Origin of the sequence: Streptomyces gilvosporeus, assembly GCF_002082195.1 — a bacterium.
Classification (GTDB): domain Bacteria; phylum Actinomycetota; class Actinomycetes; order Streptomycetales; family Streptomycetaceae; genus Streptomyces; species Streptomyces gilvosporeus.
Genome location: NZ_CP020569.1, coordinates 1,199,885 through 1,225,157, shown reverse-complemented (window position 1 = coordinate 1,225,157; position 25,273 = coordinate 1,199,885). Strand labels below are relative to the sequence as shown.

The 25,273-nt window shown below is 66.8% G+C and carries 19 protein-coding genes and 4 pseudogenes; 9 read left to right on the top strand and 14 right to left on the bottom strand.

The genetic code is table 11. The annotated features are described in order from the left end of the window. Positions 1-65: 65 nt before the first annotated feature. Positions 66-734 (bottom strand): TetR/AcrR family transcriptional regulator, encoded by a 669-nt coding sequence (locus B1H19_RS05365; protein ID WP_083103473.1) that lies wholly within the window; start codon positions 732-734, stop codon positions 66-68. An 87-nt stretch (positions 735-821) separates the two neighbouring features. Here B1H19_RS05365 and B1H19_RS05360 point away from each other — a divergent pair, with 87 nt between their 5' ends. From B1H19_RS05360 to B1H19_RS05345, 4 genes are all read left to right on the top strand, one after another. Further along, entirely contained in the window at positions 822-2,237 is a 1,416-nt protein-coding gene (locus tag B1H19_RS05360) for an MFS transporter (protein WP_083103472.1), read from the top strand. Further along, positions 2,234-2,638 (top strand): cupin domain-containing protein, encoded by a 405-nt coding sequence (locus tag B1H19_RS05355; protein ID WP_083103471.1) that lies wholly within the window; start codon positions 2,234-2,236, stop codon positions 2,636-2,638. The genes B1H19_RS05360 and B1H19_RS05355 overlap by 4 nt, the downstream gene beginning before the upstream one ends. Positions 2,639-2,863: 225 nt before the next feature. After that, complete coding sequence (locus tag B1H19_RS05350; protein ID WP_083103470.1) at positions 2,864-3,961, top strand: hypothetical protein; 1,098 nt, start codon at positions 2,864-2,866, stop codon at positions 3,959-3,961. Then, positions 3,958-4,434, top strand: a complete 477-nt coding sequence (locus B1H19_RS05345) for a hypothetical protein (RefSeq protein ID WP_083103469.1) — start codon at positions 3,958-3,960, stop codon at positions 4,432-4,434. The genes B1H19_RS05350 and B1H19_RS05345 overlap by 4 nt, the downstream gene beginning before the upstream one ends. 64 nt (positions 4,435-4,498) lie before the next feature. Here the strand turns inward: B1H19_RS05345 and B1H19_RS05340 are convergent, their stop codons facing one another. Then, positions 4,499-5,449, bottom strand: coding sequence for a hypothetical protein (locus tag B1H19_RS05340; protein ID WP_083103468.1), 951 nt, complete (start codon positions 5,447-5,449; stop codon positions 4,499-4,501). A gap of 467 nt (positions 5,450-5,916) precedes the next feature. On the opposite strand from B1H19_RS05340, the gene B1H19_RS38560 reads away from it, so the two are divergent. Together B1H19_RS38560 and B1H19_RS40960 are read left to right on the top strand one after the other, a co-directional pair. Continuing rightward, complete coding sequence (locus tag B1H19_RS38560; protein ID WP_159027996.1) at positions 5,917-6,213, top strand: hypothetical protein; 297 nt, start codon at positions 5,917-5,919, stop codon at positions 6,211-6,213. Positions 6,214-6,538: 325 nt separating this feature from the next. After that, a pseudogene (locus B1H19_RS40960) lies at positions 6,539-6,709 on the top strand (IS630 family transposase); the annotation flags it as partial. Between the two features lie 331 nt (positions 6,710-7,040). Here B1H19_RS40960 and B1H19_RS05330 read toward each other — a convergent pair. The 4 genes from B1H19_RS05330 to B1H19_RS05310 all read right to left on the bottom strand — a co-directional run bounded on the left by B1H19_RS05330 (position 7,041) and on the right by B1H19_RS05310 (position 13,651). Beyond that, on the bottom strand, positions 7,041-7,556 hold the full coding sequence (locus B1H19_RS05330) for an SMI1/KNR4 family protein (protein ID WP_083103467.1): 516 nt from the start codon (positions 7,554-7,556) through the stop codon (positions 7,041-7,043). After that, positions 7,556-11,449 carry an RHS repeat-associated core domain-containing protein gene (locus B1H19_RS05325; protein ID WP_083103466.1) on the bottom strand — a complete coding sequence of 1,298 codons (3,894 nt, stop codon included), beginning with the start codon at positions 11,447-11,449 and terminating at the stop codon, positions 7,556-7,558. The genes B1H19_RS05330 and B1H19_RS05325 overlap by 1 nt, the downstream gene beginning before the upstream one ends. Next, positions 11,446-12,198, bottom strand: coding sequence for a WXG100-like domain-containing protein (locus B1H19_RS05320; protein ID WP_237289145.1), 753 nt, complete (start codon positions 12,196-12,198; stop codon positions 11,446-11,448). The genes B1H19_RS05325 and B1H19_RS05320 overlap by 4 nt, the downstream gene beginning before the upstream one ends. Positions 12,199-12,889: 691 nt before the next feature. Further along, positions 12,890-13,651 (bottom strand): hypothetical protein, encoded by a 762-nt coding sequence (locus B1H19_RS05310; RefSeq protein WP_159027995.1) that lies wholly within the window; start codon positions 13,649-13,651, stop codon positions 12,890-12,892. A 359-nt stretch (positions 13,652-14,010) separates the two neighbouring features. Between B1H19_RS05310 and B1H19_RS37835 the strand changes: the two genes are divergently transcribed. Both B1H19_RS37835 and B1H19_RS05300 read left to right on the top strand, forming a co-directional pair. Further along, on the top strand, positions 14,011-14,556 hold the full coding sequence (locus B1H19_RS37835) for an immunity 49 family protein (protein ID WP_107425892.1): 546 nt from the start codon (positions 14,011-14,013) through the stop codon (positions 14,554-14,556). A 383-nt stretch (positions 14,557-14,939) separates the two neighbouring features. Continuing rightward, positions 14,940-15,218: pseudogene (locus B1H19_RS05300) on the top strand (helix-turn-helix domain-containing protein); the annotation flags it as partial. Between the two features lie 63 nt (positions 15,219-15,281). Here B1H19_RS05300 and B1H19_RS05295 read toward each other — a convergent pair. From B1H19_RS05295 to B1H19_RS05265, 8 genes and pseudogenes are all read right to left on the bottom strand, one after another. Beyond that, positions 15,282-16,097 (bottom strand): peptidoglycan-binding protein, encoded by an 816-nt coding sequence (locus tag B1H19_RS05295; RefSeq protein ID WP_237289143.1) that lies wholly within the window; start codon positions 16,095-16,097, stop codon positions 15,282-15,284. A 253-nt stretch (positions 16,098-16,350) separates the two neighbouring features. After that, positions 16,351-17,382 (bottom strand): cytochrome P450, encoded by a 1,032-nt coding sequence (locus B1H19_RS39630; RefSeq protein ID WP_083103461.1) that lies wholly within the window; start codon positions 17,380-17,382, stop codon positions 16,351-16,353. Then, the gene (locus B1H19_RS05285; RefSeq protein ID WP_083103460.1) at positions 17,372-17,617 is read right to left on the bottom strand and encodes a ferredoxin; all 246 of its coding nucleotides are present in this window, start codon (positions 17,615-17,617) and stop codon (positions 17,372-17,374) included. The genes B1H19_RS39630 and B1H19_RS05285 overlap by 11 nt, the downstream gene beginning before the upstream one ends. Before the next feature lie 259 nt (positions 17,618-17,876). Next, positions 17,877-19,427: an apolipoprotein N-acyltransferase gene (gene lnt, locus B1H19_RS05280; RefSeq protein WP_083103459.1), complete on the bottom strand. Its 1,551-nt coding sequence runs from the start codon at positions 19,425-19,427 to the stop codon at positions 17,877-17,879. Between the two features lie 84 nt (positions 19,428-19,511). Continuing rightward, a pseudogene (locus B1H19_RS05275) lies at positions 19,512-20,315 on the bottom strand (serine/threonine-protein kinase); the annotation flags it as partial. 108 nt (positions 20,316-20,423) lie between these two features. Continuing rightward, positions 20,424-21,002, bottom strand: a pseudogene (locus B1H19_RS40590) (SPFH domain-containing protein); the annotation flags it as partial. A 175-nt stretch (positions 21,003-21,177) separates the two neighbouring features. Further along, positions 21,178-23,073, bottom strand: coding sequence for a sulfatase-like hydrolase/transferase (locus B1H19_RS05270; protein WP_203237103.1), 1,896 nt, complete (start codon positions 23,071-23,073; stop codon positions 21,178-21,180). Between the two features lie 155 nt (positions 23,074-23,228). Next, positions 23,229-24,380 (bottom strand): acyltransferase family protein, encoded by a 1,152-nt coding sequence (locus B1H19_RS05265; RefSeq protein WP_083103457.1) that lies wholly within the window; start codon positions 24,378-24,380, stop codon positions 23,229-23,231. Between the two features lie 438 nt (positions 24,381-24,818). Here B1H19_RS05265 and B1H19_RS05260 point away from each other — a divergent pair, with 438 nt between their 5' ends. After that, complete coding sequence (locus tag B1H19_RS05260) at positions 24,819-25,244, top strand: hypothetical protein (RefSeq protein WP_083103456.1); 426 nt, start codon at positions 24,819-24,821, stop codon at positions 25,242-25,244. The last annotated feature ends 29 nt before the right edge of the window (positions 25,245-25,273 follow it).

Genomic DNA, 25,273 nt, shown 5'->3' with positions numbered 1-25,273 from the left:
GTGGGGATCTGAGGTGGAGGCATTGGCACCGGATCGGCGCTGAGAATATGAACTGAATGAGCACGTCAACGGGGAGCCAGGAGGCCGTCTACCAGGGCTCGGAGCCCGTCCAGGTAGGTGTCCTCGGCGGTCAGCGGTGCCCAGTGGTCCGCGACCTGTGCCAAACGGGGTAGCTCGCCCGGGTCGAGATCGGCGAAGACTTGCTCCCGGTAGGTGGGACGGTCATCGTCTGTGCGCCGCCGGGCCGCTGTCACGCGGACCACGATTTCTCCAGCGGTGTAGTACCAGATCGCGCGGTAGCCGTGTACTGCCCGCTCGGGGGACAGGCCGCATTCGACCAGGCCGTCAACGATCTGCTCGACAAACCACAGAGCGGATGTGGCCATCAGGTCGTCGGCTGTCAGCACCTCCACGATCCACGGGCAGGCGGCGAGCGCCTCGTGGATCGTGGCAGCGGCGACGACGATCCGCTCGCGGGGCTGAGCAGGCAGGTCGGGTCGGTGCAGCGTCCGCGTGGCGTAGTCGTCCAGCAGCAGGACGAGCAGTTCTTCCTTGTTGCGGACGTGGTGGTAGAGCGCCATCGGCGTACTGCCGATCTCCGTGGCCAGCCGCCGCATGGTCAGCCGGTCCACGCCTTCCGTGTCCACGATCCGACGGGCCGTTGTGACGACCTCCTCGCGGGAGATGCGGGGAGGCCGGCCGAGGGTTTTGCGCGGTGCGGGCGGTTGCGGCATGCCCTCATCATCTCCCAGGTGTCGACAACGTCGATCCCCTGGCGCTATTTTCCTTACATGTATAAAAACTCGCGAGGGCGCCCCGGAATGGTGCTGGCAGCCGTGGCCGTCGCCCAGTTCGCCGTCGCCCTGGACTTATCCGTGGTCAACGTCGCCCTGCCCGCGATCCACACCGCGCTGGGATTCGCACCGCTCGACCTGTCGTGGGTCGTGCACGTCTACGCGCTCACGCTCGGCGGCTTTCTGCTGTTGGGAGGCCGCGCATGCGACCTCTACGGCCGACGACGGCTGTTCGTGCTCGGCTTGGCCGTCTTCGGGCTGTGCTCACTGGCGGGCGGGCTCGCCCAGACACCCTGGCAACTGATCGCCGCCCGCGCCGGCCAGGGCCTGGGAGCCGCCGCGGCCACGCCGGCCACGCTGGCGATGCTCACCACCACCTTCCCCGAGGGCCCGCAGCGCGTGCGCGCGCTCGGGGTGTGGAGCGGGGTGAACGCCGCAGGCGGAGCGCTGGGCGTGCTGGCGGGTGGGCTGCTGGCCCAGTACGCGGGCTGGCGCTGGGTGATGCTGATCAATCTCCCCATCGTCGCGGTGGCTCTCGCGCTGGTCCGCGCAGGCGTGCCCGCCGAAGCACGCCCCGCCCGGCGCGAGAGGCTGGATGTGCTCGGTGCCGTCCTGGCCACCGGTGGAGTCGGACTGCTGGTGACCGGTGTCGTGCGCACCGACGCCCAAGGGTGGGACTCCCCGGCCACATGGACGATGCTCGTCGCCGCAGCCATGCTCCTGGCCGCCTTCGTCGTCACCGAATCCCGGCATTCCGCACCGCTGTTGCGCCTGGGCCTGCTGCGCAGCCGCTGGGTCGCCGGCGCCAACGTGCTGGTCTTCTTCTCCACGGCCGGGCAGTTCGCGGCGTTCTACTTCGTGTCCCTGTACATGCAGCAGGTTCTGGGCATGGGTGCCGCGGCGACCGGTGCCGCGTTCCTGCCCTTCGCTGTAAGTCTGGTCGCGGGCACCCTCGTCGCGACCCGCATCACCGCGGCACGCACCCCCCGTGCGTCCCTGGTGCCTGGCGCCCTGCTGGCCGCTGTGGGCCTGGCCTGGTTCGCCTTCATCAGCCCCGACGGCGGATTCCTCACCGATGTGCTCGGCCCCTGCATCATCACCGGCACCGGCGTCGGACTAGTCATCGCCCCGATCGTCGCCGCCGCAACCACCGGCGTCGCCCGCCATGAGGCCGGCATGGCCTCCGGCCTCATGAACAGCTCCCGCCAACTCGGCGGCTGCATCGGCCTGGCCGCTCTGGCCACCATCGCCGCACACCGCACCGGCACGGCAACCGACCCCGCCGCAATCAACGACGGCTACGCCCTAGGCCTTGCCATCGCCGCCGCCCTCTTCGGGATCGCGGCCGTCGTGGCGATCACCGTGCTGCCTCGCCGCCAGGCCGAAACACCCGCCCTGCAACCCGCCACCGCAGAGAACCGACTGGAAGGAACGCCGTCATGACGACAACGCCCCCCTCACCCATCGACCTGTTCGCCTCGGCGCTGCACATCCACCCCGACGGCGATGTCCAAGCCGCCGAACGGCAGATGACGAACAGCAACTCCGGCGCCTGGCAGCTCGCGACATTCCACGTGGAGACCGACGCCGACGTACACGCCGACCACTGGGAGATGCACCCGCATGCCGAGGAGGCGGTGTGCTGCCTGACCGGCGGTGTCCGCCTCTACTTCCGTCCCGCCAGGCCCGACGACACCGAGGACATGGTGCAGTTGCAGCCAGGCACCGCCGTGATCGTCCCCCGTGGCCGCTGGCACCGCCTGGAGCTGGACGCCCCCGGCGACCTGATGTCGATCACCCTTCGCCACGGCACCCGCCTCGAAAAACGTACCGACACTCGCTGACAGCGGGGTGACCCGGCCGAGCCTGCCGCCGGGCCACCCGGCGGCAACTGCTCTGGGGAAGGCGGCCGCCGCAGGATGCCTCCTCGTTGATTCGTCCCCTGGGATCCGTCCACCCCTGGTAGAGCCCAGAGCCCCGGGCGTCACATACTCAGTGTCATCAGTCGGGGCGAGCGATATCGGGGAATAGTGCACGGTCGGAATAACCCCCTCCCGCCAGTAGTGCGGATGCTCCCCCGGGATTGCGCCGTCACTCAACCAGCTGCGGACGGACGCCTGCACCACAAGATCAGGGGCCGCGTCTTCAAAGGCCGCAAGCTCACCGGGGACGAGGCCGAGTGGGTCGTCCTGGAGGTCGTTCACGAGGCCGTCAAGGTCCTCAAGCAGATCAACAACGACCCGGAACACTTGTTCGGCCACTCCGACCGCAAGGACAGCGGATACGGATTGAGTAGCGATATGCCCAAACGCCTCAACGCCTTCCGCGACCACCTAAACGAGCTGTTCAGCGCGGATGGCGTCCCATACATCCCGTTTCCGGTCACCGACGCTGTTGGCCTGGAGGACTTGGACGAGGCGGAAGAGGCGGAAGGGGCGGAGACAGCTGACGAGGAACTCGGGCAGGAAACCGCCAGGGAGGACGAGAAGGAGGCTGCCGACTTGCCGTGGGCGTTCGATACGCGGCAGTTCCGCCGCACTCTGGCCTGGCACATCGCCCACCAGCCCTTCGGCGTCGTTGCTGGAACGCGTCAGTACAAGCACACCGCTTTCACGATCTTCGAAGGATACGCAGGCACCTCCCAGTCCGGCTTCGCCGACGAGGTGGCCTCGGAGAAGGCCGTGGCCAAACTGGACTACGTCGAAGACCTCTACCACGACTGGAACGAGGGCGGGAAGTCCGCCGGCGGGGCCGCGAAACGCATCGAGGCCGAGTTCGACCGCATCCGGGCCGAGCTCGGCGACCTGCCCGGTGCGGTCGCCAGTCCCAAGCGACTGCGGGCCGCACTACGGCACCTGACACGAACGTTGCATCCCGGCGTACTCAACGACTGCTTCCACCATGCGGAGACCGCGGTCTGCGGAAAGCGTGCGAAGAGCGTCGGCCGCCCACTGCCGATGCTGAACATGTGCCTGAGCTGCCCAAATTCCCGCCGCTCGTCCGTCCACGTGCCCCGCATCCAAAGTGCCCGCGATCTGGCGGCTGAAGAATTTGCTGACACTGCCGGATTGCCGCGCTTTCAGCAGATCGCCATCCGTGAACACATAGCGAGCTTGGACCACCTGATCGCCGAGATCACCGACCGCGAGGACGACTCAGCCGCATGAGCATCCCTACAGTCACCCAGACTGCCTTCGCCCGTCTCCAGCGTGAGCAAGAGGGCCTGGCCGGCCTGGATCAGCGGATCATGCGGGCTTTCGAGCAGCTCATGGACGGTCGCCCGGAGATCACCGACGGCACTGTCACCGCGGTCAACATAGCCGCTGAGGCTGGAGTCTCCCGCGCTTCCTACTACCGCTCGCCGGTCGCTGCCACGATCAAGGAGATCCTGGCCGCCCCAGAGGTGAAACGGCCTCAGACCGACGAGCTCAAGGCCGAGGTGACCCGCCTGCGTAAGGAACTGCGCGAGCTACATAAAGAGAAGGCAGCCGAGATCCGCGAGCTGAAGGACACCGTGGTCGTCTATGCCAACCAGATCCAGGTCCTGACGTTGCGTAAAGCAGAGCTGGAGGAGGACGCCCGCAAGCTTCGCACTCAGCTCGCTGACCACTCAGAGGGCGTCGTACGTTCCTTGCGCTAGCTAGGTGTCACGCTGGGGCTTTGGCATGCCGAGAGTGTTTTCCCACTCTGGGCATGCCAAAGCACTAGAAGCTGTCGGCAAACCATTTGAGGCCCCCTGAGTTGAGATGCGTGAACAGGTCGCCGGCGGCCAGGGGACCGTCCTCGATCGTCTCCGTGAGGTCTTCGACCTTGCACCGCATGGTGGGTGGCAGGCCAGCAATCTTGACCTCCTCCTCATCCGAAAGGTGGAAGCCGCACAGACCGCACAGGAGTCCATCGGCGGTCAGCTCCATCTCGTACAGGAGGGTGGTTTCCGGCACCGCCTTCAAGAACAAGGCCGCAGCGTCTACTTCACACGCCGGGCATCTACTGAGCGTCCGGAAACGCGTATTAGTCCGGTTCGCATCGATGATTATCAGCCCGGTCTCGCCGATCGTCTTGGCGATGCTTTCGACAGTCCCCTCGGGCATCGCGCCGAAACGGGCATCGAACCTGAAGCGAGCCTGGTTCATACGCAGGTGGACGGCCTTCTGCGCGAGGTCGAACTTGGTGTCGAGCGTTACCTGGACGGCATCGGACCATGCCCCCCAGAACGCGGTCCTGTCCTGACCAATATGGTCCAGGAGCCTGCAGATTGTGTCCACGAAGGTGCCCAAGTAGTCCTCAGCACTACTGGCTCCCAGGTGGGCAACGCCGTTCCGCAGCTCGATCAGGCCGTCCAGGTCCTCTGACTTCGGGAGGGCGCCCATCTTCCGCAGACGTGCAAGGGCAGTACTCGCTCCAATGGTGTGGAACCGTCGTGGCGGGGCGGTTGTGGCGCCGGCGAAGTGCAGCAGCATGTCGTCGCTGCCCTTTACCTCCGACAGCAGCGTCGGATGCACGCGGACCAGGGCGGCCTTTGCCAGCCGTTCGACGCCGACTCCCGCTTCCAGGAGGAAGACGTCGGTGTGCCCCTCCGCGTGGGCGTTCAAGGCGAGATGGGCGAAGTCCTTGGCTCCGGACAACAGTTGATCGAACGTGATGGTCGATGCCATGCCAAGGACGTTACCGGCGTCCGCGTAACGGCCGCAGGCGGTTTTGGCGCGAGGCCCGGGCGCTCTGAGCCTGATCTGCCGGGCTCGACTCGGCTCCTTTTGTGCCCGAAAGGCATGTTCCGTCGAGCACGAAACGCCTGGACCGAATTGGCCACGCCGGACAAAGCGAACCCAATGACGCAGGTCAGCGGCCCGGGCCGCCGATCTCACCACCGCCCGCTCGCGCTTGAGCTGTACTGGCCGACGCTCACAAATCGTCCCTCCCGCGCGGAATTTTCCGTTGAATCCTCGACAAGCCCAGCCTCCCCGTCCAGCACGGCGTGACACAGGCGCGCACTTCTCCCGATCGGACAAACGCCACAGATGCTGACCAAGGCCACAATCGACTCACATCGGAACGCGAGTCGAGGATCCATGGCTGGAGGTGAAGAGGTGGACCTCGTCCCATCGGACTCAAGGAGCTCATCGTGAGCATGTTTTGGATCTTGCTGTTTAGTGTATTGGGCAATATTTCGCACGCGTACTATCCGCGTCTGTTGAATGCTGCACTGCCGGGCCGAAGTACCGACCTTGGCTCGTGGCGCCATCTGTGGAGTCGACTCGCCGCAGCCTTGATCATCGGCGCGGTTACGTTGCCGTACCTGAGCACATTCGTCGGCTCGGCGCCGGTGAAGTGCCTCGCCGCAGGAGGGGCAGGATGGGGGCTCGGCGGTCTGATTACCGCCGCCCAGAACTGCAGTTGCCGGGGCGGTGATGGCCCCTGACAGACCCATGCAACGTTGAGATCCCCGACAGAGTCGGGGATCTCAACAATATCCCCGCGCTTGCCGCCAGGGCCGCCGGCGACGCACCCGCACCACCACCGGCACCAGGCCAGCGACTCATACCGGCCCTTGGCCTTGGAGTCTGCCCTACAGTCCCTGGCAGCGGCAGCATCGTCGCCAGCCCGAGCAACGATCTCCTGTGAGTGACGCCGCGCTGACCTTGGGTGCTACGTCGAGAACAAATGAGACACGGGCCTTGCGGTCAACCGCACAACGGATGAGACACTCGATCATGGGACACACGTAGTGCTCACATAACGCCGTATGGGTATGGGCGCACGTCAAACACAGCCTGGCCAACCTCGCCCTGGTCGCCCTCGACCGGCTCGAAACCCTCGTCCGAAACCGGCTCAAACGACTTCAGTATCGGACCGACACCCTCAAGGGCTTCATAGCCGGCACTGGTCTGACCCTCGACGATCCAACCTCACCCTGACAAGCCGAAGTCAGTAATGTAGTCGCGGCCCGGTGAGAACGATCACGGTCTGGTCGGTGCGAGGGTCTGATGATCGTGGAGCAACGGCATTCCGGACCGTGCCTCGTAGTGGCGGAAATGCCGTGGCATGAACCGTCTGGCACCCATGGCGGTTACTCATGCCTTCGATCGTGAGAGTGGTGCGCCCCGAGCAACCTTCACTGGCCGGGCTCAAGCACCTCAGCGCCGGGGCGATCTTCGTCGGGCATGCTGAGTCTCGGCCCCAGCACCAGTTGAACTCCCCCTCTGGTCGGAGGGGAGTTGTGCGATTATTTCCCAAGTCTTTCTGTCGTTAGGGGGTGGGGGTAAAGGACGCTGGCTTTTCGAGAAGATCGTCGGGGAAGCTGGGGACGACGACGTCGTTAGTGCAGAAGCCGAGAAGGAATGCAGTGAGGTGGCCATCAAAGATGAACCACTCCTCGCTGTCCAAGTCATTCACCGTGACCTTCCAGCTGTCAGGGTTCTCGGGAGGGTCCATCAGCCAGAAAACGTCATCGCCATTGCTCGTGACAGCGACGGGCTGGAGCTGACGCGGTGGGCAGGGCGGTTCGACCCACTCGCTCATCTTCTCTACCGCGTCGCGTGCACTTGGTGTCACCTTCACGATGTCGAGAGCTTCGTGGGCGGCGTTTGGCTGGAGGATGCTGAGGAATCCCTTAAAGCTGCCGGTTCCATAGTGTTCGACGAGTTCTTTGTAGTCGCTGGGCAGTTGAGTGCCCAGCGCGCGTTCGACGGCGGCCCACTCCATGGGTGAGTGACTCGGCTCCGGTGGAGGGCAGAGCTGCTGGAGACGGTTGAGGTCGTTCATCAGGGCTCCTGTAGCCAGGCGGGGTTTTCCAACTTTACATTCTGAAAAATCGGCCCGCCGCGTCCTCTTGCTTCAAGGTGGATATATCTGGGGATCTTGGCAGCGTCATTGTCGTACTCGAGGCGGACGTTGTAATGGATGGATCCTTGTTCCCTTACCGCTCCTCTGACCTGGAATTCGTATGCACGCATGTCTGGTGTGTTTACGGGCCTGTGGGTGATGGTGAAGAGGTTGGTGAGCTTGTCACCGGTACCTCCCAGCATGGCAGCGAGCATATGGCCTCGGGCTTGCCCGGCCGACTGGCCTGTAAAACCAGGCGGGTGCAGGTCTGATCTGGCACTGGTGCCTTCTCCGATCATGTCCCTTTCGACTCTTGCCCGCATCGTCTCAAGACGCCCGTGCCGGTCGCGGCCCCACTCGACACGACCACCCCAGGTGATGTCGTCACGGCACTTCTTGGCCAGGCCTAGGGGGTCTGTGTGTGCGAGGGGGTCCTCAACGTACGTGTACGGGTTGGGCGCCGGGACCAGCCCTAGGGGGTCGGGTGAGAGGTATCGGCCGGTCTCCGGGTCGTAGTACCGGTTGAAGTTGTAGTGCAGGCCGGTCTCGCGGTCGAAGTACTGGCCAGGGAATCGAAGAGGTGTGTATGCGGTGCTGCTTCGGTCCCATGCAGTGAGACCCCACAGTGTGCTGTCGGCCTTCCAGGCGATGCTGCCGCTTTCATCGACCAGTTCGGTCGGGGTGCCGTTCGGGCTGGTGATGACGAGGAAGAACTGACGGGCGGTTTCGCGTCCGTCGCGTGCATCGACCGTGCGCTCTGTCTGGGTGATGGGGCGGTCGCCGAGATAGTCCCAGGTGGTGACCTGAAGCGTGGGGTCGTCCGGGCGGCGGAGGGACTCCTCGACCAGGAGGTGGCCGTCCCACGTGAAGATCGTTTCCTCGGTCATGCTGCCGTGGCTGTCGTAGCACTGCTTGGCTATTCGGCGGCCCAGCGGGTCATAGCGGTACCGCCAAGTAAGCCCTTTCGGCGTGGTGACAGCAGTCAGTCGGTCTTCGGCATTCCAGGTGTAGCGCCAGGTACTCGTCTTGCCGCTGAGGCTGGTGCGCTGACGGGTGAGGAGTCGGCCTTGCTCATCGTGCTGGTAGTGGGTCCTCCCTGCCCGGATGATGAGAGAGCCCTGGTACACCCGTTCGCCTACAGCGGCTTGGCCTGGCAAGTAGGACGGCCAAGTCGCTGAGGACTGGTCGCCGGTCGCGGTGTATTCGTACTGCTCGCCACCACGATCGGCTTGAACCGCGACAATGCGACCGGCACTGTCGCGGCTGATGGCCCGCTGTCCCGTCACGTGGTCACGCAGCGAGAGGGGGCTTCCGTCACGGCCGTAGCTGTAGCGGCGCTCGTGCGTTGCGCCCGGCGTGCGCACTACCTGGTGAGTGACGTGGCCGTTGACATCCCAGGCGTGATCAACGCTGAGTACATTGTCGAGGATGCGGCGGGTCTCGCAGCCGAAAAGGTCGTGTGTGAAGCGCAGGTGGTGGTCGGCGACCTGGTAGGAGGAGACATCGTCGGCTGTGTCAAAGGCCCAGCGGCTTACTGAGCCTTGCGGCGTGTGACGTCCGGTGAGCCGTCCCATGGCATCGAACTCGCGTGTCAAGCGCCGGCCGTTGACGGTCTCCTGTACGGGTTGGCCAACCGGGCTGTGGGTCACGGTGATCTGTGCGTCAGCATTGCTGGCTTGCGTCATCACCCCCGAGGGACCGTATTGGAAGCGGGAGTCCGTCGTGCCGTCTTCGCTGGTGAGGCGTACGACACGGCCGAGAACGTCTCGCTCGTAGTGCAGGGTTTGGCCAGCGCGGTTGGTCTGCGCGGTGATGCGTCCGGCTGCGTCGTGCTGGTAGGTCATGACGTGGCCGTCGAAGTCGGTTTCGGCTGCCAGACGTCCGGCGGGGTCGTAGTGGTACTGCCAGCTGCGGCCGTCGGGGCCGGTGATCGTGGTCAGGCGCAGTTCAGCGTCGTGACCGAAGCGGTATTGGCTGTTGCCCGGGGCGGCTGTGGATGAGAGCTGGTCGAATGCATCAACGGCGAAGGTGGTGGTGCGCCCGATCCGGTCGGTGTAGCTGGTGAGATTTCCTTCTGCGTCCCACTCCCAGCTCTCGCGTGTACCGTCGGCCAGCTGACGCCAGGTGGGCTGTCCTTCGATGTTCCAGCCTTGGTGCACCACAGCGCCGGCAGCGTCGGTGGCCTGCACGATGCGGCCGAATTCGTCTCGGACGCAGGAGGTGGTGGTGCCGCTTGGATCGGTGACCGCGATGACGAGGCCGGCGGCATTGCTGACGAGGCGGGTGGCTTCCCCGCGGGGGTCGGTGACGGCTATCAGGTGGCCGGCAGAGTTGTAGGTGCAGTGAATGGTGGCGCCGGTGGGGTCAGTTTGCGTGAGCCGGTTGCCGCGTTCGTCGTAGGTGTAGCGCCATGTCTGGCCGTCGGCTTCGGTGATCTGGGTCGGCAGCCCGAGATCGTTGTAGGTGGCGTGGGTCTGAGTCCCGTCCGGGAGATGCGCGGTCGTCAGGTGGCCGTGTTGGTCCCTTTCGTATCGAGTGGTGTGGCCGAGTGCGTCGGTCACACTGAGTACCCGGTCGTAGTTGTCGTAGCGGGTTGAGGTCGTGTGGCCCAGCGGGTTGGTCTCAGCCACGACCTGGAGGCGCTCGTTGATCTTGTAGCGCGTGACGTGGTCCATCGAGTCGGTCACCGCGACGACACGGTGACCGGTTTCCGGATCGACGGGTTCGTAGGCGTAGCGGTAGCGCAGGTGTCCTTCGCTGCCTCCCTGTGCCACGCAGCGCCCGTGTGGGTCGTAGGTGTACTCGTAGCGACTGCCGTTGGTATCGATCCACGCCGTCATGCGGTGCTGGTCGTCGTATTCGTAGCCGTTGGGCAGACCGCTGGAGTTGGAGACTGCGGTGAGGTTGCCGGACTGGTCGTGTTCGTAGGCCGTCAGAACGAGGTCGGTGCCGTCCTCGCCTGCCGCGGCCAGTTGCAGAGTGGTAAGCAGACCGTGTTCGTCAGTGGTGAACTTGAGGTGGTATCCAGCTGAGTGGCGGATGGCCAGTGGTGCACCGGTCTCGTTGTCGTAGTCGAAGGTGATGTGGTTGCCGTTGCGGTCTGTGATCTCGTCGAGAAGCGCTAGGCCGCTCGTGTGCGAGACCGGTGTGAAATAGCGGGTGTAGCCGCTGCCAGGGTCGTGGATGGACCAGTCGCCCTGCTCGGTCACCGCCAGTGGCCACCGCGGGCCGCGAAGTGGGAGCACCTGCTGGCCGGCGCTGGGAAGCGGGTAGGGAAGAAGCATCCCGTCTTCGGTCACAAAGATGACGCCTTGTTCGTCGAACTCCAGGCGCTGGTCGACGGTCGACGTCCAGGAAGGCCCAATAGTCCGGCCGACGCTGCAGGAGGATTCAAATTTGCGGCTGAAGATCAGGGGCATGCTGCCGGGAAGCGCGATGTCTACCTCGCGCAGGTAGACCCGTCCAGTGGCCACGTCGACCGGGTCACCGCAACCCTTCTTGGTGAGGTCCACCCGTGAGTTGTTGTTCGGGTGCTCCTTGTCGAGCTGCTGCCGAGCCTTGCTATCCGCCCCGCGATCGCTGCCCTTCCAAGGGCTGTTCAAGCCGTTCGTGCTCGTCTTGGGAGCCTTGGGGGCAGGCTTGCCGTTTTTGCCCAAGCTCGAGAAGTGGTCGGAAAGCCCCTTGTCGTTCTCGTGGTGATTGGTCGCGACCTTCTTCATCCGCTGACCTGTCCCGTGGTACAGGTCCTCGACCGCCTTGCCCGCGTCCTTGCCGAGGGTCTTGCCCAGCTTCTCGGCGGCGTGCTCCAGCGCCTTGACGATCGGATTGCTCATTCGAAGCTCGCCCCCGCGGCCTTGGTCTGAAATTCGGCGGCGTGGCCGGCCACCGTCCGCGCATGCGCGTGCAACTTCTCCGCGCGCGCCTGCAACGCCTCCGGATGGATCGAGAAACTTTCCCCCGCACCGCCCCCGCCCCCGGAGACACCCAGCGCGGACTCGGCGGCCTGGAAGACCAGTCCGCCCACCGCCTTGCCGACTGTCTCGACGAGGGGATCGATGGCCGCCTCGATGACCTGGCCGATGATGTACTGCTCCAGCTGCTGGACGAGGTAGTCCATGAGCTTCTCGGCGGCCTCGATGACCAGCGCTTCGGCCGCTTCGGCGAGGCCGAGGGTGGCGACGGCGGCGGCCTGGTCGGCGACGAAGGTGATGGCCAGGACGGTCAGTTCGGCGATCGCCTCCACCTTCATCGCCACGATCGTGTCCGCCGCGATGTCCAGCGCATCGGCCACCACATGACAGGCGTTGACCAGCTCCGTCATATGGCTGTCGGACATCTGGCCCCACTTGGCCAGCAGCGCCTCGTACGACGCACCCTGGTAGACGTCCTCCAGCTGTTTGATCGTGGAGGTGGAGTCCTTGTGGGTGTCATCCACCTTCTGCGCGAAGTCCCGCACGTGGGACCCGAATTCGCGGACCTTGTCCTCGTCGATATTCGGCCAGTTCACCCCGATGAACTGAAGGAACGACACCACCTGCTCAGGCAGTTCGATCGCCATACTGCTCCCCCTGGTCGTAGCCATGACAGCCCATCAGACGACATTCAAGATAGGGCAATGCAAGGGCAAAGAAGTGTCCTGGGTACCGTCACCAGTGCATACGGAGCAAGGGCTACCCTGCATCCGCTCGCCTGCCTCCGCCCCTACCCCCTGTGCCAGTTCCGGGTGCCACGCAACCGGAGCGTCGGCACGGCCCGGGTGACATACCAGCCCGGAGGCCATAGAGGTGTCCCTGGGCGCTATGCGCGCACTCCGGCGCTCCTCACGAGCTGGCGGATCGAAGCTGCGGTCCCCCCGGCATCAGCCGCAACCAGGTCCGGACCAGCATGGAAAGGGATGAAGTGGAACAAGAGCTGTGCCAGGCCCAACGACTCCCGCCACCCAGCGAACGGCTGGTCCACCTCCGGCTCGGCCGACGGGATACGCACCGTCTCGTACTCGCTCTTAGTGGTCGGCTCAGGAAATTCTTCGGGGGTTGACGCAGGGTAGGGCCTGTGCTGGGTGAGCAAAGTCGCCCTGTTCCCGGGGCAGGCTGGGTTCTTGGGCGAGCTGAGCGCGATGTCGTGCACCCCGTGCTTGATCATCTCTGTGAGGCCGGCACTTGCCATCCGCGGCTGACTCGGGCGGGATTCGGCACCGCTTGAGCCGGTGCCGTATCAGTACGGCATGAGGCAAGTGCGGCCTCTCCTCGGAGCAAGCCCGCTTAGCTGGATCTTCAGGGGACGAAGGCAGAGTGGGGCACAAACCACCTGTCGCCGAGAGACCTCACCGGAGCCGCAAAGCCGGGGCAGAACACCTGGCCCGATTCTGAGATGACGCCGGGGGTGAACACGCCTGCTGGCGGGGTGAGTGTGGTTGTCCATGTGACCGGGGTGCCGGGTGTGGCCGGGCAGGTCACGTCGAAGGTGTTGGTGGCGGAGGTGGTGCCCCCGCCCACGTCGGCCTCAGTGGCGTTGAGCGTCAAGGTGTGCGCTGTGTTGGCGGTGGAACAGGTTTCGGTGCCGCCCAGTACCAGCGAGCCGCCGGAGAGCGAGTCGGAGTCCACGGTGGTGACGTCGTCGATGTTGTTGACGACATCGAGACTGTCGGTGGCGATCGTCGTCGGCGTTGAGGTGTCGGTCTCGGTAAGTGTGACCGTCACGTTGTTTCCCCAGGTGGTCCGGCCGGCCGGTGCGGGGACGGTGATGCTGAAGGCGGCCCCGGTGTCTGGGCATGCCTTGTCGACAGCGACGGTGTTGGCCTCGCCGGTTGTGTTGTCGGTGACCACGGACTGGATGGTGGCGCTGGTGCCCAGGCAGGAGTACGTGCCGGTGATGGAGATGGCGGCGGTGCCCGTGCCGCTGGCCTTGGCGTCGATGCCGTTGCCCGCGGGTTCGTTGGCGTAGGCGACGGTGGCTGAGGCGAGGCTGAGGACACAGCTGATCATTAGGGCCGTCAGTGCCCGGGGCGTGGTGGGCAGGTGTCTGATTATGGACATCGCTTGCGTCTCCCTTCGGCGGTGGGCCACCCACGGACCCACCGTATGAGGCGCCGGTATATCCGCCGCTGTACCCGCGGATAGCCTGCTCACGGCCTTCTGCAACAGGCTTTACTCCTGTTGCCTTGCGTGGCTGCGGTGCCGGGGCAGCGGCCTGTTGCTGGGGAGGCCCCGACGCTGGGAGTGTCTCGCTGGGAGTGGTTTTCGGACAGGCAGTAGGGCGGGCGTACGAGGGTGCACAAACGGTTCGCAGCGGTGCCCGCACGCCCCCAAGGTGCCGGGAATCCGATACGCCACGACCGGACCGGAAGTTTTTGCTCAACTCGCCAGTGCTGCTTCGGCGCTGGTGAAATCAGGCTGTGCCCTGTGATCAGTGTGGCGCGGACACCTGGCTCGACGCCTTCTACCTCGCGGTCATCTGCCGTGAAGCAGCCCGCCTCGACATGCTGGCCCGGATCCCGGTGTCCCTGCTGCGCGACTTCGGCGGCGCCCTGGACGAGTACACCTACGCCTGGGTGGAGACCCTCCAGAGCTTCTGGCTCCGCCGGGACGACCTGCGCACGCACCTGGTGCGCGCCGTGGACCTGAGTGCTCCCGAGCACGCCCGCGTCGTCGACGCGGAGGAGATGATCAAGCTCCGCTACCCGCCGATCATGATGCTCTACCGCTACCTGCGCAACGACGCCGCCGGTTTCAACGAGGCCCTGGCCGACGCCGTCCGCTGGCACAAGGAGTACTGGACCGCCGACGAGGACCGCGCCCACAACATCCTGGGCGTCGTGGCCCTCGCTCCGCTGGCGATCGCCTGCCTGGCGAAGGCCAACGGCATCCTGGTCGAGGTCGAGACCGACTACCTCCCCAAGGCCCTCCTCGACTTCGCATGGCGCGGCGAGTTCGACGCGTAACCCTTCGCGAAGGCCCGCACCACGGAGCGCGGTGCGGGCCTTGCATGTCTGCTGACGTGCCCGCATTCGTCCCGGCTGCTGCGAACGACGCACTCCAGTGGCACAAGGGGAATCGGAGCGATGAGAGCCAGGCCGCAGAGGCTAGGCCCTCGTTGTTACGGCTTGCTCGCCATGTCCTGCCTCCCCAACCGCGCGAGCTGCCCCATCGAGGTGGGGTCGTAGCGCCTACCCACTGCACTCCTGGAGCGTTCATGGCAGGGCGAGTTCCCTACCTGGGACGTCGCATCCAGCTCCCCGCTGGCCGCTTCCGGTGACGCTCCAGCCGCTCGTTGGGCCCAGCACCGCATTCCGACCCGAAGGGCCTTCTTCTGATCAATAGCGAAGGGGCTAAGGCCAAGCTGACCACCGCCGACAGAGTCCTGGCCACCGTGTTCTACCTGCGCAAACTCGGCACCTGAGACCTGCTCGCCCAGCTCTTCGGAGTCAACGGCAGCACCCTCACCAGGACCGTCCACCAGATCCAGCCCCTCGTGGCCGAGCACGGCTACACCATTCCACTCTCTACAGCCAGGTTCAGGACGCCCACTGACTTCACGGTGTTCCGCACGGACAACAGCCCCACGGAGTTCAAAATCAGCATGTTGATTCTCTGCGAGCCCTAACCAGCTTGTGCATGGTTGGCGGTGAAGTGTGATGGGCTCTAGACGACTCTGCGGCGAGGACGATCAGACGTTGGGGAGCTGCAACTCGTCCCAACTGGTCTTGCCGGGGATGCCGTTGGCGTCATCGCCTTGGAAGCCGAGCTTCTCCTGCCAGGCGGCGTAGGACTTGACATCGCCTGGGCCCCATATGTCGGTGTTGGTGCTCGGCTGGTACCGGTTGCAGCCTTCGGCGACGAGCCGCTGGTGCATTGCGGCGATGATCGGCGATTTCTGTCCGGCGTGGAAGAACGACGCACCAGGGAACGGCTCGGTATCCGGCCCGGGGACGGGGTGTGAATCCTTGAAGTGGTCGTACGCCTCCTGAGCCGCCGCGAGGACCTTGTCATAGATCTTGTCCATGTACGAGCCGGCGCATTCGGTCGAGGACCAGTGGTGGTGGTAGAAGAGGTTGCTCTTACTGGGGCGTTCGCCGATCACCTTGGCGAAGAGCCAGCCAGCGAGGCGCGCAGCGTTATTCCAGGTGGTCTCGGCGACCGTCCAGCCGGGCGCGAGCGTTGCGTTCGCCATTTCGATGCTGATCGAGCTCTGGTTGCCAGCTATGTCGCGGACGGCCCAGGCGTACTCGTTCACCCTGACGTACTGAGCGACGGCACCAGCGGAGTCCACATCGAAGTGGGCCGAAGCCGGACGTGTCTTCCAGCCGTTGAGCACACCCTGGTACGAAAGTCGCGACGTCTTGCCGTCGTTGTGGTGCAGCGTGACCGACGTCTTCCTGTAGGGCTTGTGGGTGACGTGGCCCGTCGCGCTGAGCTCGTCGATGAGGGCAGAACGAACGCCGACGCTGCCCTGGGCCGCGAAAGGATCGGGAGGTGTACGCACGGTGCGGGGTCGCACCCTCGCAGGTCACCGCGGCGAGCACCACCGCCTCCCAACCACGGTCAGGATGACGGTCCGCGCCGGACCGGCCGTCTGATCCATGGGCATCCCGTTCCCAGTCGATCGTTCTTCCGCACCGTCTTCACATGCCTGCCGGGCACACCCGCGCGCCGGCCATACCCCGCATCCCTCCCTGCGGACACCGGCCTCTCCTCCCATCGTCGCGCTTCAGGCCGCTGATCACCTCCTCGGCCGCTCAGGCGGCCAGGCCATCGATCGCCACGGCAAGGTGGCGGGGGCCGCGCAGGACGGGGTTGGCGCGGTACGGCGGCGGGTCCGCCAGCAGTCGTGGGTTCTTGAGCCGGCGGAAGAGCTGGGGCAGGGCGAGCTGCGCCTCCATCCTGGCCAGCGGGGCGCCGAAGCAGTAGTGGATGCCGGTGTAGAACCCGAGATGCTGGTTGTCCTCGCGGTCGGGAACGAACCGGTCGGGCTCGTCGAACCGCTTCGGGTCGCGGTTGGCCGAGGCCAGCAGGAGCCAGACCTGCGCACCCTTGGGAATGGTGGTGTCGGCGATGTCGATGTCGGCCAGGGCCGTGGTGAACGGGGCGAACTGGACGGGCGGTTCGTACCGCAGCACCTCCTCGACGAGCGGGACGACCAGGTCCGGTTCGGTCCGGAACCGTTCGAGGACGTCGGGGTGGCGCAGCAGCGTCAGCGTGGCGTTGCTGGGGCCGCGTTCGGCGACCGTGACCTCCAGGCCCCGCTCCCGGCAGACGGAGGCGATCTCGGAGCCCGTGAAACCGGCACCGACCACCAGCACCCGGCGTGGGCCGGCGGCGAGTTTCCGGTACAGCCGTGCGGCGTCGTCCCGGGTCCGCACCACGAAAACCCCGTCCAACGCCGCCTCTTCCGGATGGAACCAGGGCCGGGCCTTGGTACCGGTGGTGATCAGCAGGCGGTCGTACGGGACGGTGTCGCCATGGGCAAGACCCACCTGCTTGGCGGTCCGGTCGAGACCCGTGGCGGCCACGCCGAGACGCCATTCGGCGGCGACGTCGCGCCTGCGCGGCAGCGCGGTGTCCCCGGCGGGTTCCAGTCCCAGCAGCACCTGCTTGGACAGCGGGGGGCGGTCGTACGGCTCGTACGGCTCGTCGCCGATCAGGGTGAGCGATCCGGTGAAGCCCCGGTCGCGCAGGGTCTCCGCCGCGCGCAGTCCGGCCAGCGAGGCGCCGACGATGACGATGCGCCCCCTGCGCCGGAGGACCTCGGCGTCGGTGTCAGCCGGCATGGCCCTCCGCCGCCTCCACCGCCTCCGCCGCCTTCGTCGGTTCGTCGGAGTAGTCGACGAGGATGGCCTGGACCGGGCAGGCGGCCGCAGCCCGTTCCACTTGATCGCGCAGTGTGTCGTCGAAGCGGGAGGTGAAAAGCAGGGCCTCCTCGCCGTGCAGGGCGAACACGTCCGGGGCGAGAAAGGCGCACTGCGCGAATCCCTGGCACCGGTTGAGGTCGACGGCAAGCCTCATGGGAACCCCCGCTCCATGTAGGGACCGCGAGGACCGCGGGCTTGCGCGGCCGCTGCGTGCGGTCCACGGGATGGGTCGGCATGCCTCGCCTTCAGGATCGACTCGGTGGGAGGGTCTCGCAAGGTGGGAACGGCCGTGGCGGCGGCCCCGATGCCGGGCACGGTGCACCCGCGATGCCTCGGCTGCTGCCTGCGTGATCGACCACTGAGGGCGCGCCTGTGCACCGACCGTGTGATGGGGCGTCAATCTGCCTTGGGTGTCAACCTGCCTTAGATGCAGGCGAGTTGATGCGTGGACGCCGTCGCCGGGCCATCACGACGACCCGGATGACCTCGTAGCCGCCCGCGACGGCGAGCAGGCCGAGGGCGGCGCAGATCATCCAGTCGCCGGACCGGACGTACACGCTCCGGCCGCCCGCCAGCGGCACGGTGTACATCCGCACCGTGCTCGCCGTCGTCCCCAGACGCGGTCCGATCTGATGGCCGCCGGCGTCGTACACGGCGCTGATGCCGGTCAGCGTGGCGTCCACCATCGGTCGTCCCGTCTCCGCCGCCCGCACCGCCGCGAGCGAGGTCTGCTGGGCCGGCGCCCAGCTGCCCTGGAACGTCGAGACGGACTCCTGTACCACCAGCACCTGCGCGCCGCGTATGGCGAGATGGCGGCTCATGTCGGGGAACGCCGTCTCGAAGGAGATCATCGGCCCGATCCGGAACGAGCCGACATTCATGATCACCTGGTGGGTGCCGCGCTGCCGGTTCACCTTCGCGGCCCTGCCCACCTCCGTGGCCCACCCCAGCACCGAGCGGAAGGGGATGTACTCACCGAAGGGCACCAGCCGCATCTTGTCGTAGCGATCGCCGGTCGGCCCGTGCGGCCCCACCAGCACCGATGCCTTGTAGATGCCGCGCCGGTCCGCGCGTTGCGCATCCACGTTCACCAGGATGTCGGCCCCGACCCGCCGGGACAGGTCCGCGAGCCGGGCGGCCTGCCCCGGGTGCGCCGACAGGTCGAAGCCGACGCTGCTCTCGCCCCACACCACCAGGTCCGGACGGTGGCCTACGAGCTGCCGGGTCAGCCGCACCCCCCGGTCGAACCGGGCCATCGGCCCGCTGATCACCCCGGGCTGCACGATCGCGATCCGCACGCTGCCCGTGCGCGGCGGCAGCGGCACCAGCGACCAGACCTCGGCCACCAGAACGGCCACGGCCAGCAGGGCGGCCAGCGCCACCGTGCGGGCCCTGGGCAGCGCGATCAGCGCCGCGAGGGCGGTGTTGACCGCGACCAGCAGATAGCTCACCAGCCACACCCCGCCGACCGAGGCGAGCCGCAGGGCGGGCGGGACCTGCCACTGGCTCGCCCCCAGCAGCCCCCAGGGACCGCCCAGGTACTGCCAGGAGCGGACGACCTCCCCCAGCAGCCAGGCCGCAGGCAGCAGCAGCACTCCGGCCGCGGCCCTGCCGGGACCGGGCGTGCCGCCCAGCAGCCGCCGTACCAGCCAGCCGAACGGGATCCATGCCAGCCCGAGCAGCGCGCCGATCGGCAGGACGAAGACGGTGAGGTTGGGGATCAGCCACTGCTGGACGGCGATCACGCATCCGGTGCCGCCGAGCCAGCCGTCCAGCACGGCCCGACCGGGCGTCGCCGCCGTGCGGATCAGCAGGATCAGCGGGACGAGCGCCACATACGCCAGCCACCACAGCGACGGCTGCGGGAAGACGAGCACCGCCAGGCCACCCGAGGCGAGCGCCGCCGCCCCGCGCCACCACGGTGAGCGCAGCGACGGAGCGTACCTGCCGGCCGCCACCCGCATGCCATGCCTCCTCGTCGCGGCATGACTCCAGTGTCCGGTGACCGGCGGCCCCCTGCACAGCGGGCACTCCGGGCGGGCGATCGTTCAGATCGTCGCTGCGGTACCCGTATCGGCGTGGTGCAGATCGACCAAGGTGCGCACGGGCGGCGGCAGCCAGTCCCCGGACGGGGAATGGTGCGGGGAAAGCCGTTCGAGCACTTCGGCGGGCGTCGGTCGGCAGGCCGGGTCGTGGTCGAGGCACCGGGTGATGATGTCGGCGAAGCGGGCAGGCAGCAGGTTGAGGGCGGTCGCGAGGGATTCGCCGTCTGTGAAGGGCGCCGTTCCGGTGGCGTGGCACAGCACCATGCCGAAGGCGTAGAGGTCCGTGGCCGGGGTGATCGACGCGCCGGTCAGCTGTTCCGGGGCGAGGAACCCCTGTGTGCCGACGACATGGTTGGTGCGGGTGAGTGCGGTGCCGTCCAGGGTTCGGGCGATGCCGAAGTCGATGACGCGCGGACCCGCGCCGGAGAGGATGATGTTGCTGGGCTTGAGGTCGCGATGGATGATGCCGCAGGCATGAATGCCCTCCAGCGCCTCGGCGATGCCGGCGGCGAGGGTGTGCAGAGTCCGCACCGGAAGGGCACCCTGCTGTCTGAGGACCTTGTGCAGCGACGGGCCGGGAATGTACTCGGTGGCCAGCCAGGGCGGGTCGCTGTGGGCATCGGCGTCGACCACCGCCGCGGTATGGAAGCCGCCGACACGGCGCGCGGCTTCGATCTCCTGGATGAACCGGTCCCGGAACGTGGGATCGGTGGCGAACTCCGCTTGGATGACCTTCACCGCGACCAGGCGTTCCCCAGGGGAGCGACCGAGGTAGACCGTCCCCATGCCTCCCTGACCCAGCCGGGCTGTCAGTCGGTAGCGGCCGATATGGCGCGGGTCGTCGTGCTGAAGCGGCTGCTGTCCGGTGTGGGGGTCCGCCTGGGGAGCCGATGACGGTGGTGTGCTGTGGGCCGCCGTGTTCTGGCGAGGCGGCAGCTCTGCACCCTTGCCCCTCTCCACCGCGTCACGGACGTGCTTGTCCATCGAGTCGAGGAAGGAGGCCGGCGGCTCGATGCCCTTGATCTCGATGCGGTTGACGCGGATGCCCCACTTGCCGGCGGCCTCGACCAGGGTTCCGTACAGTGCGGCCCTGATCGCCTCGTGGGAGGTGAGGGTCGGCTTCAGGTCCATGACGCTGATGACGTTGCGGAGGGTGGCCGCGATGAGCTGCTCGATGGCCTGGATGTAGCTGGCGACTTCGTAGGTCGCGGCACGGACATCGGTGACCTCGTAATAGATCACGGTCTCGATGTCGACGAGCAGGTTGTCCCGGGTCCGCACCGGCAGCGGCGGGAACGACACGACCTGTTCGCGCAGGTCGATGCGGTTGCGGACGGAGTGGACGAACGGAATGACCACGTTCAGGCCCGCGTTGAGGGTGCGGACGTAGCGGCCGAAGCGCTCGACGGTGGCGGCGCTGCCCTGCGGGATGACCCGGAACATCCTGAACACGAGCACCACCAGGAGGATCAGGACGATCATGATCGGTTCCACAGCGGCTTCCCCCGGTCCCTCAGGCATTCCACATCCACGTCGCATGCTGCCCGGTGGAGTCTTTCAGATCCAGCCCTTGTGCGCGCAGGGGTTCATGGTGGGCGGCTGCTCTGAACTTCCCCTGAGGGGAACGGGGTTGGCCTGGTGCGAGGTCGGCTCGATGCCGGTGGACGCGCTATGAGGCGGGCCGGGAGGGAGCGGAACCGGGCCGCGGTCCGTAAGCGGTCAGGAAGCGGTTGCGGAAGGTGTCCATGCGCCAGACCGGTGCCTTCGGGGCGGGCATGAGGCCGGGCGTCCAGTGCCAGCCGGAAATGCGCTTCAGCACTGACGGGTCGTGGGCGACCAGGGTGACCGGGACGTCATGGCTCGCGTGCTCGCCGGAGACCTTGGCGAGGGGCTGGTGGTCGCCGAGGAAGACGAGGACGGTGTTCTTGGTGCCGTACTTCTTCAGGTACGCGATGAGGCTGTGCAGCGAGTACTGGATGGACTTGCCGTACTCGGTGCGTATCTGGGCGGTGTGCTGCCAGACGTCCGCGGGCTGTTTCCCCGCCTGGTGGATGGCGTGGTAGACCGAGCCGTCACCGATCTCGTTCCAGCCGATCATTTTGGGCAGGGGCGCCCAGGGGTTGTGGCTGGAGGTGAGGATGACGAACGACATCAGCGGCTTCGAGTGGTGCGGGTTGGCGCGCTGCTTGGCCTGCTCCGTGGTGTGGTTGCTCTTGCCGTGCTCCAGGCGCTCGAAGGCCGACAGAGCGAACTGGTCGGGCATCGTCGACCAGCTGAATTTCGGGCCCTTGTAGCCGAGGTCACGGGAGCCGTAGACGCGGTCGAGGCCGTAGAAGGACCCCTCCGGCCAGCCCTTGGTGAGGCCGGGCATGATGCCGACCGTTCGCCAGGCGCCGGTGCGTTTGAAGGCGCTGGTGAGGGTCAGGTGGTCGCCGGCGGTGAGGGTGCGGTAGCGCTGTTGGTTGTCGATCCACAGGCCCGACATGAACGTGGAGTGGCCCAGCCAGCTGCCCCCGCCATAGGTGGACGAGGTGAGCCAGCCGCTCCGTGCGGAGTACCCGGCCGCGCGCAGCTGCTTGGTCCCGTCCGCGAGGGCCGCGTCGACCCCCGGTGCCATCAACGGGTCCTCGATGGCGCTGCGCCCGTAACTCTCTATGAACGTGAAGATGACGTCCTTGCCGCGCAGTCCGGTCAGCAACCGGTTGCCCGGGGTGTGTGCGAAGGCGTCGGCGCCGGCCACTTTCGCGAACGCCTGCTCGTCCGCCAGGCTCGCCTGTACCTGCTGCGCACGGTTCTCCACGCCCCCGGCCGCGCTCTCTGCGGCCACCGGTACGCCGGCCTCCTGCACGCCGAGCGCCGTGCAGGCGACCCAGACGGTCCCGAGCGCCAGGACGGCACGGGTCGCGGCGGCGCTGTGCCGTGCCATGAGAGTGCCGAGCCGGACGACCGCCAGCGTCATGAGGACGAGCAGGGCGAGGGCGAGGGCCAGGGCTCCGATCGCGACACCAATGGCCTGCGTCCGGCCGATCGAGTCCTGAAGGAACGATTCGCCGTCGCCGAGCAGTGTCCAGTCGTACACCGGGTTGAACCCTCGGCCGAGCGCTTCGTTGAAGCCGATGTCGAGGAGGTTCAGCACGGTCAGCAGGCCGAGACCGGCGCCTGCGACGGCGGACGCCGCCCGCCTCGTCTTCGGTGGGAGGACGAGCAACAGGGCGGCGCCGAGGATTCCTTCCACCGGGATGCGTGCGAACTGACTGGGGGTCAGGAGGGTGAGCTGATTCGGCAGGAGGAGGGCGAGGAGGACGAGGAGCGCGGAGAGGGCCGTGGTGGCGTGGGCGAGGGTCCGTGCGGTGGACGGGTGACGGTCGCGCCAGGTGCCGCCTCCAGCAGTGTCGCCCTCCGCGGAGGCGTCGTTCGGTATCTGCTCCGCGGTGCCGTCCGGCGGCGGGCCCGCGTCCGTGAGCGGCTCTTCGGCGGTGGCCGCCTCGGCCGCCGTGTCCGCTGCGTCCGGATCCGGCTGCTTCGGCCGCTTCGGCTGCCGAGGAAAGCGCGTGGAGACTGACAACGCGAAGGTCCTTCCGTGCGGGGCCCGGTGGTGGCACGGCAGACCGGACCTGCGAGACCAGAACCGCCGCCCTCCTCTATACGGACGGGCGGCGGGTTCTGTTCAGTCGCGGGGCATCTCGCGGGGTGTGGGTCCCCGGAAGGAGCCCGGGGGAGTCAGCGGGGGGAGCTTGCGGGGACGGCCTCGGCCGTGCCCTCCCGCGCCCGCGCCAGCGCGGCCGCGTCCTGTGTGAACGCCCAGGACATCTTCGGCTCCATCACATACCGGAACACCCGCCGCACCGGACTCGTGCACAGCAGCGTGATCAGTGTGACCGCCAGCACCGTCACCACGATCTCGCCGACCGGCGTGCGCACCCAGGAGTAGGCGTCGTACCAGCCGAACCAGCGCGACATCTTGATCACGAAACCGTGCAGCAGATAGCCGTACAGCGTGCCCGCGCCCAGCTTCGTGAACCATGTCTGGCGCCGGGGCACCAGGGCCAGGAAGCACACGGTGAGCACCATGGCGCAGCCGAACAGCGCGAGTTCCATGACCGGGGAGACCCACGCCGGCATCCCGAAGTTCTGTACGGGGTCGTTCTGCCGGAACCATGAGACGTCCATGTGCTTCGCCGCCCAGTATGCGAAGACAACGGCGCCCAGCATGACCGGCACTGCCGCGATGCGGATCGCGCGCTTCCGCAGCAGTTCGAAATGGGCCGGCGTCAGGTGCAGTCCGATGACAAAGTACGGCAGGAACTGCAGAACGCGCCTTATGGCGAAGTCGTTGCCGATGTCGGGTGAGGTCGCCGCGAGCACGGCGATCGCCAGGGACAGCGGGATGGGCCACCGTACGAGCTTCCAGATCGGGGTGGTCAGCCGCCAGACGAAGAGGGCTGCCAGGAACCAGTCCAGGTAGTACGGGTTGGTGAGGCTGATCGGCTCGTGCGGATCGTCCTGAAGCCAGCGCTGGAAGAAGGTGTAGAGGACCTCGAACACCAGGTACGGCACGGCGACACTGGTGATGAGTCGCTTGAGCTTGGCCGGGGTGAAATCGAACCCGCGGGAGAAATAGCCGGATATGAGAATGAATGCGGGGATATGGAAGGTGTAGACGGTCATGTAGAGCGCCATCGCCGCCCGGCTGCTGTGGGTCAGCGGCTCCCATGAATGCCCCATGGCGACGAGGACGACCGCCAGGTACTTCGCATTGTCGAAGTAGGCATCTCTCCCGCCGGACGGGGGGTCGATGCGGGGGGCGGGAGCCTGCTGCCCTTTGGGCGCTGGATCCACAGTACGTAGGAGGGGTATGGCCGCGCGGAACATTTGAGGCACCCTAGCCCCGCGGGGGTCATGGGTAAAACCGTCCGCCGAATTTCTGTCGACAGCGGTAGTGGCCTGGCTCACGTTAGCCCAGGTGGGAGGCGTCTGCAACGCCGTGGCGGGCCCCTTGGGTGGCCTGAAAGATCTTGCCGTCCACAGGTCGGAGAGGACCCGGTGCCGGCCGCTCGCCGCCCGGCCCGATACTCACGGAGCCGCACCTTCGAGACGGGGCCGGGTGTGGTGACTTCTGCGAACTGGTGGGGGAACAGGCGTGGTTGGCGGGTTTTGTCATGGATCCGTAACGGCGCCGGGAAGGATGCAACGGGCGGGGCGCCCGTTGCATCTGGTTAGTCGGCGAGGCGCACCGGGCGCCTTCGCGAAGGGGTGGGTCTCACCATGTGGGGGAGATCCCGGTGGGGGAGATCCACGGGAGGGAAGTCCATGACCAGGACGAAGAAGACCGGGATGAAGGCGTGGGGCGGCCGTGCGGCCGTGGTCGGTGCGCTGGGCCTGGCGTCGGTGACGCTGGCCGCCGTGCCGGCGTTCGCCAAGGGGGGTGTGGACGTCACGGCGCCGCACACGGCGCATGTCGGCAAGACCTTCACGGTCAAGGCGTACGGGGACGACGACGCTGCCGGCTACCTGCGGGTATGCCTGGACAGCCGCAGCGCCGGGCGGGCGTGGCACCGGGTGACCTGCGGCGCCGTGGTCGACACGGGCGCCGAGGCGCGGGTCACCGCACACGTCAAGGCCGCGCACCGCGGCGCCCAGCAGTACCGTGCGGTTCTCTACGGCCTGAACGGCCCGCACGACCGCCATCCCGTACGCGAGAGGACCTCTGACCTGGTGAAGGTGGACGTCCGCTGAGTTCGGCAGCGCGGCCGCGGACAGTCGGC